Here is a 14,102-nt window from a genome sequence, read left to right on the forward strand (position 1 = left end):
GCCGCCTCCCCACCGTCGCGGGGCACTTTGGGCACTATTTTCGTGCAAACCACGACGACGGCCGGCGAGTCCGTGTCAAAGTGCCCCGTTTTGGAGGACTCACCTCAAAACAGCCCTGCCGACTAGCTGCTGATAGCTGATTTCATTTCATCCGTTGCCTTCTTGCCGGCGTCCTCCGGGGACAGCCGCTCGAAGAGGACTTCCGACGTGTAGCGCTTGATGATCTCCTGGATGGCGCCGGCGCCCTTCGGCGGCGGCGCCGGGGCCTCCCCGAGCTCATCTTTGATTTGATCGATGAACTTGACCACCTTGACGTCGGCAGGGGTGAGCTTGGACTGGATGGCTGCCCGGACCTCCGAGTTCGGGTAGACGCCGCGGTCCGCCAGGAGTGCTTCACCGGCCTTGACGTTGTTGGTCAGGAAGTTGATGAACTTTGCTGTTTCCTGGGGGTGCTTGGTCCGGGAGGAAGCAGACCAGAACTGCGACGCCTTGTACCAGAGCTCGGCGTCGGCGGCTGACCCCGTCTTGGTGGGGAAGCGCAGGATCTTCAGGTCTCCGCCGCTGGCCTTTTCCAAGGCAGGGGCCTGGTTGGACCACCAGAAGGCCATGCCGTTCCTGCCGGTCGCCAGCCCGCTCTGGTCAAGCGGAGCGGCCTCGGCCTCCACCACCTCGGAGGCTGAAGGCACGGCCTTCTCCTGGCTGAGCTTCTTCAGGAAGGCCCACCATTCGGCGATGTCCCCGGGCTCGAAGCCCAGCTTGCCGTCCGACGTGTACAGGGACTTGCCGTTCTGCCGGAGCCACACGCCAAGGGAGGCCTCGTCGGTTCCATAGGCGGCCGCACCGTAGGTTCCCTTGGGGGACTTGGCGGTGATGTCGGCGGCGATCTTGCCGAAGTCCTCCCAAGTCCACTTCGTGTCGTCCGGAAGCGGGACGCCGGCAGCCTGGAAGACGGCCGGGTTGGCCAGGATAGTGGCGGCGTTGATGCCGGCGGCAATGCCCGTCAGGCCCTTCTCGCCCTTGCCGGCGTTGAGTGCAGCCTCGTCAAGTTTGGAAGTGTCGATCTCGTACTTGGAAAGGTCCAGGAGTGCCCCGCGGCTGGAATATTCGGTGATGTACTTTTCGTCCATCTGGATGATGTCCGGAGCATCGTTGGCCGCCACCTGGGTGGCCAGCTTGTCCCAGTATCCGCTCCAGTCGCCGAACTCCGGCTTGATCTTGATCTTGGGGTTCTCTGCTTCGAACTGCTTGATGGCTTCCTGGGTGAGCTGGGCGCGCTTGTCGCCGCCCCACCAGGAGAAGCGGAGCTCGACAGTACCGTCCGCGTTCTGGGGGGCTGCTCCCCCGCCGCAGGCACTGAGGGCCATAACGGCGGCAACTGCAGCCGCAACGGCGCCGGCTTTACGGGTTCGGCCTTGGCGGCCGTGGCGCAGTGCGCCTGAAGTGGGTGCCCCTGCCCGCTGCTTTGCAGCAGCTGCAGGACGGGGAAAAAGCGGCACTGTGTACTCCGATCTTCTTTGATCCAGGTGCGGGTGGTGTTCCAAGTGGGGACTCGGTTCCGGCTCAGCGATAGGGCCGAGCGGATCCGTTATGAAAGCGCTTTCTAGATCTCATGCTACAAGTCCACAACTTGTAATACAAGAAGCCTGAGTCGTGATCTTGAAAGATTTCGAACGGCGTGGACGGACGAACGGCCCGCCGCAAGGACGGGCCGTTCAGGGATATGGAAGTTGGAGGGCTGGGTTACTTGATGCCGGTGGTGGCGATGCCCTTGATCAGGAACCGCTGGCCAAAGAGGAACACCAGGAAGACCGGCAGCAGGGAGACGATGGACATGGCGAACAGGGATCCCCAGCTTGTGGCCGACTGCGAATCAACGAAGGCCCGCAGCGCCACCGGGACGGTGAACATATCGGGGTCCGTGAGGTAGATCAGGGCCCCGAAGAAGTCGTTCCAGGTCCAGATGAAGGTAAAGATGGTGGTGGTGGCCAATGCCGGCACCATGAGCGGCAGGATGACCCGCAGGAAGATGCGGGGATGGCCCGGCCGGCGCCGTCGATGCGTGCTGCTTCATCGAGTTCGCGGGGGATGCCGCGGATGAACTGCACCATCAGGAAGACGAAGAACGCGTCCGTCGCCAGCAGCTTCGGCACCAGCAGCGGCCAGAACGTGTTCACCCAGCCGATCTGCGAAAACAGGATGTACTGCGGAACGATCACCACGTGGAACGGCAGCATGATGGTCAGCAGCATGATGCCGAAAAACAGCCGCTTGCCCGTGAACTGGAGCCGGGCGAAGGCGTAGGCGGCCATGGAGCACGACACCAGGTTTCCCAGGATCGAGCCGATCACCACAATGGCCGAGTTCAGCATGTAGTGGCCGAACGGGTGCGTCAGGGCCGACCACCCCGAGGTGTAGTTGCTCATTTCCAGGCTGTTCAGCCACAGGCCGGGCTCGCGGAAGATCATCTCATTGGGGCGGAGCGAGGACACCACCATCCACAGGAGCGGGTAGATCATCAGGGCGCCGGCAAGGATGAGGATGCCGTGCTTCATCAGCGATTTGCCTCGCTGCGCGCGGCTGAAGGCCAGTGTTCCCCGGGACTCACGGACCCTGGGCTTGCGGTTGTTGGGCTTGCCGGCGCCGGCGGACTTCCTCTCCGGGGTGGGCAGCGTCTCAAGCTTAGTCGTCATAGAAAACCCAATACTTAGAAGCGATGAAGTTGATGGCGGTGAAGACACCGATGATGAGCAGCAGTACCCATGCCATGGCCGACGCGTAGCCCATGTCGAACTGGCCGAAGCCCTTTTGGTAGAGGTACAGCGTGAAGAACATGGTGGAGTCGGATGGGCCGCCGTTGCCGCCCGAGACAATGAACGCCTGGGTGAACGACTGGAATGAACCGATGATCTGCAGCACCAGGTTGAAGAAGATGATCGGACTCAGCATCGGCAGGGTGATCCGCCAGAACTGCTGCAGCGTGGTGGCGCCGTCAACCTTGGCGGCCTCGTAGTACATGTTTGGGATCTGCCGCAGGCCCGCCAGGAAGATGATCATGGGGGCGCCGAAGGTCCAGACGTGCAGCAGGATGATCGATCCCAGCGCCGTGCTGGGATCCGAGATCCAGCCCGGACCCTGGATGCCGAACATGGCCAGGACCTGGTTGACCAGGCCGGTGGTGCCGAAGATCTGCTTCCACAGGATGGCAACGGCCACGGAGCCGCCCAGGAGCGACGGCAAGTAGAACACCGAGCGGTAGAACGGAAGGCCGCGAAGCCCCTTGTCCAGGACGAGGGCGATCAACAGCGCCACAGCCAGCTGCAGCGGAACGCCCACGAAGACATAGGTAAACGTCACGCGCAGTGAGTTGTGGAGCCGGGCGTCGCTGAGCATTCGGGTGAAGTTGTGCAGCCCGGTCCATTCCGGCGGCTGGAGCAGGTTGTAGTCCGTAAAGGACAGGTACAGGGACATCAGCATGGGGCCGATGGTGATGGCCACCAGGCCCACCAGCCACGGCAGCAGGAAGATGTAGGCGGCCTTGTTGTCCCGCCTGTTGGCCTTCTTTTCAGCAGCGGTGGCTTTGCCCTTCCGCCGGGTGATGGAGCTGAGTTCGCTGATGGCGCTCACGGAAGCTGCTCCGTCCTGGGGATGTGTTTTGCGGCCATGTGGTCTCCTTTGGTCATCGTGGCCTCCACGTTGTTTCATCGCAGGGCGATGGGGTATCCGGCACCCAGGCCCGGCCCTGCTCCTGCCCGTGAGAGCGGAAGCGGTTCCGGCGCCGCGGGGCCGTATGAATTGCGGCTCCGTACCAAAGTAAACGCTTTCTTGACTCCTGTATAGCCCTTTGTTAGTTTTTGAGAAAACGCTTTCTGTTACCGCCGTCACTCGAGCACAACCAACCCGCCAAGGGGCACAACAATGAAGTTTGGTCTCAAGAAATCCGTCCTGGGCATCACCGGCGCCTGCGCCGCGGCCGCGCTGGCCCTCACCGGCTGCGGCAGCAGCCCGCAGGCAGGAAAAGTCGGGACGGCAGAAGATCCCGTCACCATCCGGTTCGCCTGGTGGGGCAACGATTCCAGGGCCAAAACCACCATGGAGGTGATCAAGGCGTTCGAAGCCGCGAACCCCACCATCAAGGTCCAGGGCGAGAACACCGAATTCAGCTCCTACTGGGACAAGATGGCCACCCAGATTGCGGGCGGAACCATGCCGGACGTCATCGCCATGAGCGGCGCCTATCCCAGCGAGTACGCCAGCCGCGGAGTCCTGCTGGACCTGGACAAGGTCAAGGACCAGATCGATACGTCCAAGTTCGCGGAAGGCACCGTGGACCTGGGCAAGATCGACGGCAAGCAGTACACCATCACCGCGGGCGTCAACTCCATGTCCATGGTCCTCGACCCCAAGGTCTTCGAGGCCGCCGGTGTTGCCATGCCGGATGACGAGACCTGGACCTGGGACGACTACGCCAGGATCGCTGCCGAAATCACGCAAAAGTCGCCGGCCGGAACGTTCGGCACCACGCCCATGGCCAACGATTCCTTCCTGGCCGTCTGGGCCCGCCAAAACGGGGAAGCCCTCTACACCGACGACGGAAAGAAGATGGGCATCAGCGAGGACACCCTGACCCGCTGGTTCGAGCTCAACAAGAAGCTGACGGAGACCGGCGGCGCCCCGTCTGCCTCGCAGACCGTGGAGGACGGTTCCGCGCAGCCCGAAATGACCCTGATGGGGCAAGGCAAACAAGGGATGAAGATTTCCTGGAGCAACCAGATGACCTCCTACTCCGGCTCGCCGCTGGTCATGGTGAAGCTCCCGGGCGAAAGCAAGACACCCGGCGCGTGGCTGCGCTCCTCCATGGAATACGCCATCTCGTCCAAGTCGCCACAGTCCAAGGAAGCTGCCCTCTTCATTAACTACCTGGTCAACAACATGGACGCAGCGTCCAAGATCAAGAGTGACCGGGGAATGCCCGCCAACACTGAACTCAAGGCCGGCATCACTCCTATGCTGAAGGAAACCCAGCAGAAGGAGGCCGCGTACCTGGACCGCATTGCCGCCATGAAGATCGAAGCTCCGAAGCCGTTCCCGGCAGGATCATCGGCGACCATGGAGGTTTTGAACCGTTACAACACGGATGTACTCTTCGGAAAGATCTCCCCGCGCGATGCTGCCAAGGGCATGATCTCCGAGGTCAACCAGAACCTCGCCTGACCACAGCATCCAAACCCGCCCAGCACCGGGAACCACCGCAGTAAGGAGGCCAGCCACGTGACCCCAACAGCACGGCCCAGCGCCATTGCCGGCTATGAGGACTGGCCCGACTACGTCCGGGAGCATCCGCTCCACGCAGCCTCCAGCGCCGCGGCGCAGGAGCTGGCGGACGCGCTGGGCGTCCCGGAGCGCGGTGCACTTCCTGAGGTAACGGTGCACTGGGAGGAAACGTACGACGGCGCCACCACCTCCCAGCTCAGCTGGCAGTTGGGCTTCGGTCCACGGACTACGGGCTGGCTGGTGAAGCCGGCCGGGAGTCTTGGTCCGCTGCCGGGCGTCCTGGCACTGCACTGCCACGGCGGGAACAAGTTCGGCGGGGCCGACCGGCTGGTGGAACTCCCGGACAACCACCCGTCGGCTGCCGCTGCCCGCGCAGGACACTATGACGGCCGCGCCCTGGCCACCGACATCGCCCGCCGGGGATTTGCCGTCCTGGCCCACGACACATTCGCGTGGGGCAGCCGCAGGTTCAACCTCGAAACTCCCCCATGGCGGACGGCCTCCGCAACAGCGGCGAGGCGGGCGCAGTGGCGGGAGGACGGCGTAGTGCCTTCCGAGGCGGAGGAATACAACGCCGCTGCCGGCTTTCATGAAGACACCGTTGCCAAGGCAGCCGGCCTGCTGGGCACCAGCCTGACCGGCATGGTGGCGCATGACGACCTTGCCGCCCTGGACATCCTGGCAGCACTTCCGGACGTCGACCAGGACAGGCTGGGCTGCATCGGCTTCTCGGGCGGCGGCGGCCGCTCCCTTGCCCTCGCCGCCCTCAGCCCGCGCGTCCGGGCCGCTGTGGTCACCTGCATGATGACCACCTTCGAGTCGCTCTTCCCCGCCTACCTGGACGCGCACTCCTGGCTGCTGCAGACTCCCGGCCTGTGGAAACTGGGCGATTGGCCGGAGCTCACCTGCCGGGCTGAAACGGCCCGGTTCCTGGTGCAGTACGCCCTGGCGGATGAGCTGTTCCCGGAGGACGGGATGCGCCAGGCGGACCGACTGCTGGAATCAATGCACACCGGCACGGACACCTACACCGGCAGCTTCTGGCCGGGCGGGCACGTGTTCACGGCGGGCATGCAGGACGAGGCCCTCGATTTCCTGGCCGGGACACTGACCTCTTGACCCCCTTTCCGACAGCACCGAGGACCCACGTGACCACACAGCACTCAGCGGAACCCACCCAACAGCAGCCCGCGTCCGCAGCCATCCCCCGCGTTGCCCTGGTGGGCGTGCACGGCTTCGGCGAGCGCCACCTCGCCAACCTGACCCGGCTCGAGGCTGCCGGCGCCCTGCAATTGGTGGCCGTGGCCGATCCCCTCCCGCCGCAGGCGGGCACCCTGGCCGAGTCGGTCGCAGTGTTCCCGGACCTGAACGCGCTGCTGGCCGCCCGGCCGGGTGCCGACGTCGTCATTCTTGCCACCCCCATCCAGACCCATGCCCCGCTGGCCGTCGCCGCGCTGTCAGCCGGGATGGACGTCTATGTTGAGAAGCCGCCGGTGGCATCGCAGGCGCAGTTCGAGCAGGTCCTTACCGCGGCGCGTGAGAACGGACGCCTGGTCCAGGTGGGCTTCCAAAGCCTGGGCTCCCACGCCCTGCCCGCCATCCGAGGCCAAGTGGCTGCGGGCGAGATCGGCACCGTCCTGGGCATCAGCGCCACGGGCCAGTGGCTGCGGACCAAGTCCTACTTCAAGCGTTCGCGCTGGGCAGGGAAGCGCAGCCTGGACGGCACCGACGTAGTGGATGGCGTGGCCACGAACGCGCTGGCCCACGCCGTTGCCACCGGTCTGTCCCTGGCCGGCGCCCACGCGCTCGCCGACCTAGCCTCAGTGGAAACCGACCTGTACCGGGCCAACGACACCGAGAGCGACGACACCTCGGTGCTCCGGGTCCGCACGGCCGGCGGAGACACCCTGCTGTGCGCGCTGACGCTGTGCGCCCCCGAACAGCAGGATCCCACCGTGACGGTGCACGGCACCCTGGGCGACATCACCCTGTTCTATACGCGGGACGAGGTGGTCATCACCACCGCCGACGGCGAGCGCCGGGAAACATATGGCCGCACCGACCTGCTGGAGAACCTGCTGAACGCCCGTGCCACCGGGACTCCGCTGCTCAGCGCCCTCCACGACACCGGCGCGTTCACCGCTGTATTGGAAGCCATCCGCACCTCCCCCGCGCCGGCCCCGATCGATCCTGCATCCATTTCCTGGGAGGGCGACGGCGACGACGCCCACCCCGTGGTCCAGGGCATCAGCGACCTGATCGGACGCGCCATCAAGGCGCAGGCAACGTTCGCCGAGCTTGGCGTCGCCTGGGCCCGGGCCCTGCCCCCGGTACGGACGCTGGCCGTGGAGGGCCGGCCGGTGGCCGACTACCAGGACGGCAGCCACATCCGCGCCGTATCCTCCCCGCGCCCCTACCTGCACCCTGTCCGGACCCTCGGCGGCACGGTGGTCACGGACCACATGCCGCTGGACCACGTGTGGCATCTGGGTGTTGGGGTGGCACTGCAGGACGTGGACGGCGTCAATTTCTGGGGCGGACGCACCTATACGCGGGAGGCCGGGCAATACATCTGGCGCCCGGACCACGGCAGCATCACGGCCACCGCTTCACAGCAGACCGACGACAGCGGCGGGCAAAAGGGCAGGCTCCAGGAGACCCTGGAGTGGAACGGCCCCGACGGCTCCCCCGTCCTGGTGGAGGAACGCACCTGGGCGTGGTCCGCCGTCGCGCCTTCCATCTGGCGGTTGTCCCTGGACTTTGCCCTGTCCCCCGCCGGGGACAAGCCCGTCAGCCTGGGCAGCCCGGGCTCCAACGGCCGCTTCGAGGGCGGCTACGGCGGTTTCTTCTGGCGCCTCCCGGCGTGCGGGGAAGCGGCGGTGTGGACGCAGGCCGGCAGCGGCGAGTCAAAGACCCACGGCAGCGTCACGCGCTGGCTCGCTTGGTCCGGAAGGTTCGACGGCGGGCCGGCCACCTTGGTGTTCGTCGCCCCGGAAGGCTGCACGGACCCGTGGTTTGTCCGCGTAGAGGGCTACCCCGGCGTGGGACAGTCGCTCGCCTGGGACAGTCCCGTCTTGGCCCGGCGGGGAAACCCGGTACAGCGGCACATTACCGTTTTCGTGGCCGACGGAATCCTGGCCACCGCCGACGTAGAAGCGCTAATTAACCAACAGGGGGACCCGTCATGACGCAAACAACAACCACAGCCGCTCCCCCGAAGGAGGCACGGCGGCCGCCGGGCTCAAGGACGGACCGCACCATCAAGCGCCGCCGCGTCCTGGACATCCTGGACGCTGCCGGGCGGGACTCCCTGCTCCTGACCTCCAACACTGCCCTGACGTGGTACTTGGACGGCAGCCGCGTGCACATCAGCTTGGCCGGCGACCCCATCGCAGCCCTCCTGGTGGACCGCGACGGCGACCACCTGGTCACCTTCAACAATGAGGCCGGGCGGATCGCGGCCGAAGAGCTTCCAGCCCAGGTCAACCTGCACACCGTGCCCTGGTACGGCAACCTGCACCAGACCGCCGCCGCCGTCGGAAGCAGTTCCCGGCCGCCGCTCGCGGAAGCGGACGTCACAGCGCAACTGCGCGCCGCCCGCCAGCAGCTCCTCCCGGCCGAGAGCGCGCGGTACTCCCAGCTCAGCGCCGAGCTGGCTGCCATGATGACGGACGTTCTTTCCGCAGCGCGCCCGGAGACCACCGAGTTCGAACTCGTCTCGGCGCTGGCCGCCCGCGTGGTGGCGGCCGGCGCGGAGCCGCTGGTACTCCTGTGCAACGGCAGCTCCCGCAGCGATTTCCGGCACCCTTTGGCCACCCACGCCCCGCTGGGCCGTCGTGCCATGGCCGTGGTGTGCGCCCGCCGGGACGGCCTGGTGGCCAACATCACCCGCTGGATCAGGTTCGACGCCGGCACCCCGAAAGAGCGCGACGCCGAGGCCCGTATCGCGGCCGTGGAAGCGGACATCTTCGATGCCACGGTCCCCGGGGCGCGCCTGGACAGGATCTTTGCCGAAATCCAGGCAGCGTACGCCCGGCACGGCTTCGGGGCGGACCAGTGGGAGCAGCATCACCAGGGCGGACCGGCCGGATACGCGGGGCGTGATCCCAGGGTGACGTCTGCGGTGACCGACACTGTGGTGCTGGACCAGGCCTTCACTTGGAACCCGTCAGGCCCCGGCGTCAAGATCGAAGACACCGTCCAGCTGACGGAGTCCGGCCTCCGCGTCCTGACGGTGGACCCGCGCTGGCCCATAAGCACCGTCAACGGGCTGGAGCGGCCGGTGACGCTGCAGCTGTAGTAAACGAGTTTCCCGGGCAGCAAAAAACCCCGGAGCCCAAAGGCTCCGGGGTTTTCTTTGTCAGCTACGGAAGCTGCAGTTCCCCGTCCACCCGGCGCGGGATGCGCAGCGGGTTGTCCTCCCGCAGTGCCGGGTGCAGCACGCTTTCCGGGGCGTCCTGGTAGGCCACGGGGCGCTGGAACCTGCGGACCGCCGTCGCACCCACCGAGGTGAACAGCGACGTGGTGGCGGGGTAGGGGCCGCCGTGCTGCTGGGCCCAGTTCACGGCCACACCCGTGGGCCAGCCTTCGAACAGGACGCGTCCGGCCAGCCCGGAGAGCTGCTCCACCAGGGCCTCGATATCCTCACCCTGCTCGCTGTGGAGCGTTGCCGTGAGGCTGCCCGGGACCTTGGCCAGGACGGCAGCCAGCTCCTCCCGGTCCTTGTACTCGATGAGGATGGTGGTGGGTCCGAAGCATTCCTCCAGCAGCTGCTCCGGGTTTTCCAGGACGTTGGCGGCACTGGTGGAAAAGACCACCGGAGCGGCGCCGTTGGCCACGGCGTCCTGGTCCACGCTGCCGCCCACCACGTCCACGCCGTCAACGGAAGCGAAACTGCGGAGCCCGTCCGGGTAGGCCTCGGCGATGCGGCTGGTCAGCATGCCCAGGGCCGGCTTGTCCTTGCTCGCTTCTGCCACCTCCGAGGCGAAGTCGGTTCCCGCGGGGATGAACACCAGGCCCGGCTTGGTGCAGAACTGCCCGGCGCCCAGGGTGAAGGACCCGGCAAGTCCGGCGGCGAGTTCCGCTGAGCGTGCCTGCAGCGCTTCCGCTGTGATGACCACGGGGTTGAGGCTGCCCAGTTCCCCGTAGAACGGGATGGGGTCGGGGCGGGAGGTGGCAAGGTCGAACAGGGCACGGCCGCCGGGGATGGACCCGGTGAACCCCACGGCCTTGACGGCAGGATCCTGGACCAGGGCTGTTCCCACTTCGCGGCCGTGGACCAGGGCGAACAGGCCCTCCGGTGCCCCGGCGCGGCGAAGCGCCTCCGCCACGATTTCCGCCGTCCGTTCGGAGAGCCGCAGGTGGCCGGAGTGTGCCTTGACGATCACTGAACAGCCGACGGCGAGCGCCGAGGCAGTGTCTCCGCCGGCCACGGAGAAGGCGAACGGGAAGTTGGACGCCGAGAAAACCGCTACCGGACCGATGGGCTTGAGGATCCGGCGGAGGTCCGGCCGGGGCGGGGTGGCGGCCGGCTCCGCGTGGTCGATGATGGCTTCCAGGTAGGAGCCTTCGGTGATCACGCGGGCAAACAGGCGCAGCTGGCCGGTGGTTCGCGCCACCTCGCCCGTCAGGCGGGTGGCCCCCAGGCTGGTTTCGGCGTCCGCGATGTCTACCAGCTCGGCAGCGTTGGCGTCCAGGGCGTCTGCCACCGCGTTCAACCAGCCGGCGCGTTCGGCGTCGGAGGCAGCCGCGGCGATTTTTGCTGCGGCCGTGGCGGCGGCAGTGAGTTCGGTGAGGGAAAGCGTTGCAGTTGTCACGTCAGGAACCTGTTCATCCAATAGAGGTCGTCTGGAAATTCATCATTGCAGCCTGTCCTTGAAGCGGAAACCCAGCCCGGCGCGGTCCGCGAGCGTCACCCGGCTGTTGCTGAACCGCACCGGCGATGGTTCGTCGAGGATGCCCAGCTGTTCGAAGGACGCCTCTTCGACGTCCTCCACCAGGGTGGGCTCCGCCAGGGTCAGTGCCAGCTGTCCGGACAGTTCCGGCAGCAGGTGCGGCATCACCTTGATGCTGTGGGTCCGTGCCAGCTCCACGATCCGCCGGAACGGGGTGATCCCGCCTACCCGGATGATGTTGGGCTGGATGATGTCCACCGCTTCCGCCTCAATGAAATCGCGGAACCGGTAGATGGTGTGCAGGTTTTCGCCGAGGGCGATGGGCACCGGTGAATGTTTCCGCAGCCGCCGGTAGGCCCAGAGGTCGTCCGCGCGAATGGGCTCCTCCAGCCACTCCAGCCCGAATTCGGCCAGGACATCCAGGGCGCGGAAGGTGGTGGGCAGGTCCCACCGTTGGTTGGCATCGATCATGAGCCTGCGGTCCGGGCCCAGGACGGAGCGCACTGCGGCAACGCGTTCGGCGTCCTCGCGGATGTCCGGTTTGCCTACCTTGATCTTGACCGCCCGGTGGCCCGCGGCGACCCAGCGTTCGACCTGCGCCACCAGCTCGTCCAGGGTGTAGTGCAGGTTCACCCCGGAGCCGTAGACCTCGGCGGAGTCCTGGCGCTGGCCCAGCAATCCGGTGACCGATGTTCCGGCACGGCGCGCCTGCAGGTCCCACAGCGCGAGGTCCACCCCGGCCATGGCAATGGTGGTGAGCCCGCCGCCACCGGCTTCGTGCAGGCGCTTCCACACCGCGTCCCACACGGCCTCGGGCGTGGCCGGCAGGCCGGTGACGAAAGGTGCGATGTCGAAATCGAGCAGCGCCTTGACTGCCTGGGGACCGATGGTAGGTGTCCAGGAGAAGCCAAAGCCCGTGCCGCCGTCGTCCGTGGAAAGCTCGGTTGCGATCACGTGGTTCTCCGGCGCCTCCGTACCCCAGTGCCGCCGCAGCGGAACGGTGAGGAGCCGCGTGGCCAGCCCGGTGATGCGGGGAACGGTGCGGACGGATTCGGCCGTAGGCGCCGTCATCAGCTGCCGGCCAGCTCGTGGCCCTTGGCCAGGATGGCCTTGAGCTCCACCAGCTGTTCCTCCGTGGGGTCCACCAGCGGCGGGCGCACCAAACCGACGGGCAGCCCGGCCAACCGCAGTCCCGCCTTGATTAGGGAAACGCCGAACCCCGGGGTCTGGTCGCGCAGGCGGACCAGGGGTGCGTAGAAACCCTCGAGCAGGGCGCTGCGCCGGTCCTCGTCGCCTGAAACGTAGGCGTCGTAGTAGGCCTTGGCGATCTCCGGGGCCATGGCGAAGGCTGCGGAGGAGTAGAGCGGGATGCCCAGGCCGCGGTAGGCGCCCTGGGTCAGTTCGGCGGTGAGCAGGCCGTTGAAGAAGGCGAAGTCTGTCCGGCCGGTGGCGCGGACGGCGGTCACGATCTCCTGGGCCAGGCCCACGTCGCCCAGGCCGTCCTTGAAGCCGATGACCTTTGGATTGGCGGCAAGTTTGGCCATGGACGCGGCGGTGAACTTCGCGTTGCCGCGGTGGTACACGATGACCGGCAGGCTGCTGGCGTTGGCCACAGCCTCAATGTAGGCCACCAGGCCGTCCGTCGGGCCCGTGACCAGGTAGGGCGGGAGGACCAGGAGGGCGTCTGCGCCCGCCTCCTCAGCGGCACGGGCGGCAGCGAGCGCGTGGCCCAAGGGCCCGCCCGCACCGGCCACCACGGGAACCTTGCCCGCGACGACTTCGACGGCGGCCGCCACCACGGTGCGGACCTCGTCAATGCTCAGGGCGTGGAATTCACCTGTGCCGCAGGCGGGAAACACGCCGCCGGGCCCAAAGGGCAGCCGGGAGCCGATGTGCTCCTTGAGCAGCTCCACGTCAACGGCACCTTCGGCCGTGAACGGGGTGACGGGGAAGAAGAGAACGCCGTCGAATTTCATGATGTCTCCTTGGCTCCGCCGCCGGCAGTGACCAGCGTGGAGGCCTCGTCGTTGAGGGTGGGTTTGAGTTCGGTGCGCCACGTGCGCTTGGGTTGCCAGCCGAGCAGTTCCTGGGCTTTGGCGATGGAGAATGCGGGGCTGGTGCCGGTGAGGCCGGCGCTGAGTGCTTCGCTTCCGGGCAGGAATTTCGGCATCAGTTCCGCAAGGGGTGCAGTGGCAAGTGCGTCCGCCGCGCCCACGAAAAAGGTTTCCCCGTTGGGGATGTCTTCCATCTTGTGAAGCAGCAGGTCCAGGAAGTCCGCCACGTCCCGCGCATCCACGTAGTTGAACAGGGCCGGGGCGGAGAGTGCAGGGTCCGCCAGGCGCTCGGCGAGGGTGTGGCCCTGCTGCGTGGGGGCGCCTTCCCATTCCTCGGGCGAGATCACGAAGCACGGCCGGAAGGCCGCATACCGGATCCTCTCCCCCTGCGCTGCGGCAAACATCTGTACGGTCTGTTCGGCGATGAGCTTGGACAGGGCGTAGGCGTTCCAGGGCTTGGCCGGGGTGCGTTCGTCCAGCGGGAACGACGGCGGCAGCCATCCTGCAGGGCATCCGTAACCGAGCACGGTGGGGCTGCTGGCCGTGACGATCTTGGGGACCCCCACCTCCGTCGCCGCGCTGATCACCGCGAAGGCGAGCCGGGTGTTCGTGCCGAAGATGACGTCCTCCGGTGCGCTGAACGGAACGGCGATCGCTGCAAGGTGGATGACGGCGTCGGGCTTTGCTGCCCCGATCAGGCGCAACGCCTCACCTGGGGCCAGCAGATCGGCGGTTTCCTGGACGACGCCGGCCGGCAGCAGTTCAGCGGGTACGGCGTCGCGGTCCACCGAGACTACCTCGTGGCCGGCCTGGGCGAGCCCGGCCACAACGCTGCGGCCCAGGCGGCCCGAGCCGCCGGTGACAAATATCCTGCTCATGGCCT

At 66.7% G+C, this 14,102-nt stretch carries 10 protein-coding genes and 1 pseudogene; 4 read left to right on the forward strand and 7 right to left on the reverse strand.

The window, feature by feature from the left end:
- Positions 1 to 122 precede the first annotated feature (122 nt).
- From ACETK3_RS03160 to ACETK3_RS03170, 3 genes and pseudogenes are all read right to left on the reverse strand, one after another.
- Entirely contained in the window at positions 123 to 1,496 is a 1,374-nt protein-coding gene (locus ACETK3_RS03160) for an ABC transporter substrate-binding protein (RefSeq protein WP_373992504.1), read from the reverse strand.
- 244 nt (positions 1,497 to 1,740) lie between these two features.
- Positions 1,741 to 2,690: pseudogene (locus ACETK3_RS03165) on the reverse strand (carbohydrate ABC transporter permease).
- A complete protein-coding gene (locus tag ACETK3_RS03170) occupies positions 2,680 to 3,624 on the reverse strand; it encodes a carbohydrate ABC transporter permease (protein ID WP_236799552.1) in 945 nt (314 codons plus the stop codon). Before ACETK3_RS03170 ends, ACETK3_RS03165 begins: the two are co-directional and overlap by 11 nt.
- A gap of 291 nt (positions 3,625 to 3,915) precedes the next feature.
- On the opposite strand from ACETK3_RS03170, the gene ACETK3_RS03175 reads away from it, so the two are divergent.
- The 4 genes from ACETK3_RS03175 to ACETK3_RS03190 are packed head-to-tail and all read left to right on the forward strand — an operon-like array spanning position 3,916 to position 9,571.
- Positions 3,916 to 5,211, forward strand: coding sequence for an ABC transporter substrate-binding protein (locus ACETK3_RS03175; RefSeq protein ID WP_373992505.1), 1,296 nt, complete (start codon positions 3,916 to 3,918; stop codon positions 5,209 to 5,211).
- 57 nt (positions 5,212 to 5,268) lie between these two features.
- Complete coding sequence (locus tag ACETK3_RS03180; protein WP_373992506.1) at positions 5,269 to 6,390, forward strand: acetylxylan esterase; 1,122 nt, start codon at positions 5,269 to 5,271, stop codon at positions 6,388 to 6,390.
- 29 nt (positions 6,391 to 6,419) lie between these two features.
- Positions 6,420 to 8,459 (forward strand): DUF6807 family protein, encoded by a 2,040-nt coding sequence (locus tag ACETK3_RS03185; RefSeq protein ID WP_373992507.1) that lies wholly within the window; start codon positions 6,420 to 6,422, stop codon positions 8,457 to 8,459.
- On the forward strand, positions 8,456 to 9,571 hold the full coding sequence (locus tag ACETK3_RS03190; RefSeq protein ID WP_373992508.1) for a M24 family metallopeptidase: 1,116 nt from the start codon (positions 8,456 to 8,458) through the stop codon (positions 9,569 to 9,571). Before ACETK3_RS03185 ends, ACETK3_RS03190 begins: the two co-directional genes overlap by 4 nt.
- Positions 9,572 to 9,635: 64 nt before the next feature.
- Here ACETK3_RS03190 and ACETK3_RS03195 read toward each other — a convergent pair whose 3' ends face one another.
- From ACETK3_RS03195 to ACETK3_RS03210, 4 genes are read right to left on the reverse strand one after another with little or no spacing between them, the layout of a single operon-like run.
- Positions 9,636 to 11,087, reverse strand: coding sequence for an aldehyde dehydrogenase (NADP(+)) (locus ACETK3_RS03195; RefSeq protein ID WP_306968046.1), 1,452 nt, complete (start codon positions 11,085 to 11,087; stop codon positions 9,636 to 9,638).
- Between the two features lie 42 nt (positions 11,088 to 11,129).
- Positions 11,130 to 12,236, reverse strand: a complete 1,107-nt coding sequence (locus ACETK3_RS03200) for a mandelate racemase/muconate lactonizing enzyme family protein (protein ID WP_373992509.1) — start codon at positions 12,234 to 12,236, stop codon at positions 11,130 to 11,132.
- Complete coding sequence (locus ACETK3_RS03205) at positions 12,236 to 13,141, reverse strand: 5-dehydro-4-deoxyglucarate dehydratase (RefSeq protein WP_373992510.1); 906 nt, start codon at positions 13,139 to 13,141, stop codon at positions 12,236 to 12,238. Before ACETK3_RS03205 ends, ACETK3_RS03200 begins: the two co-directional genes overlap by 1 nt.
- Entirely contained in the window at positions 13,138 to 14,097 is a 960-nt protein-coding gene (locus ACETK3_RS03210) for an NAD-dependent epimerase/dehydratase family protein (protein ID WP_373992511.1), read from the reverse strand. Before ACETK3_RS03210 ends, ACETK3_RS03205 begins: the two co-directional genes overlap by 4 nt.
- Between the last annotated feature and the right edge of the window lie 5 nt (positions 14,098 to 14,102).

Origin of the sequence: Arthrobacter sp. E44, from assembly GCF_041877125.1 — a bacterium.
Lineage (GTDB): Bacteria > Actinomycetota > Actinomycetes > Actinomycetales > Micrococcaceae > Arthrobacter.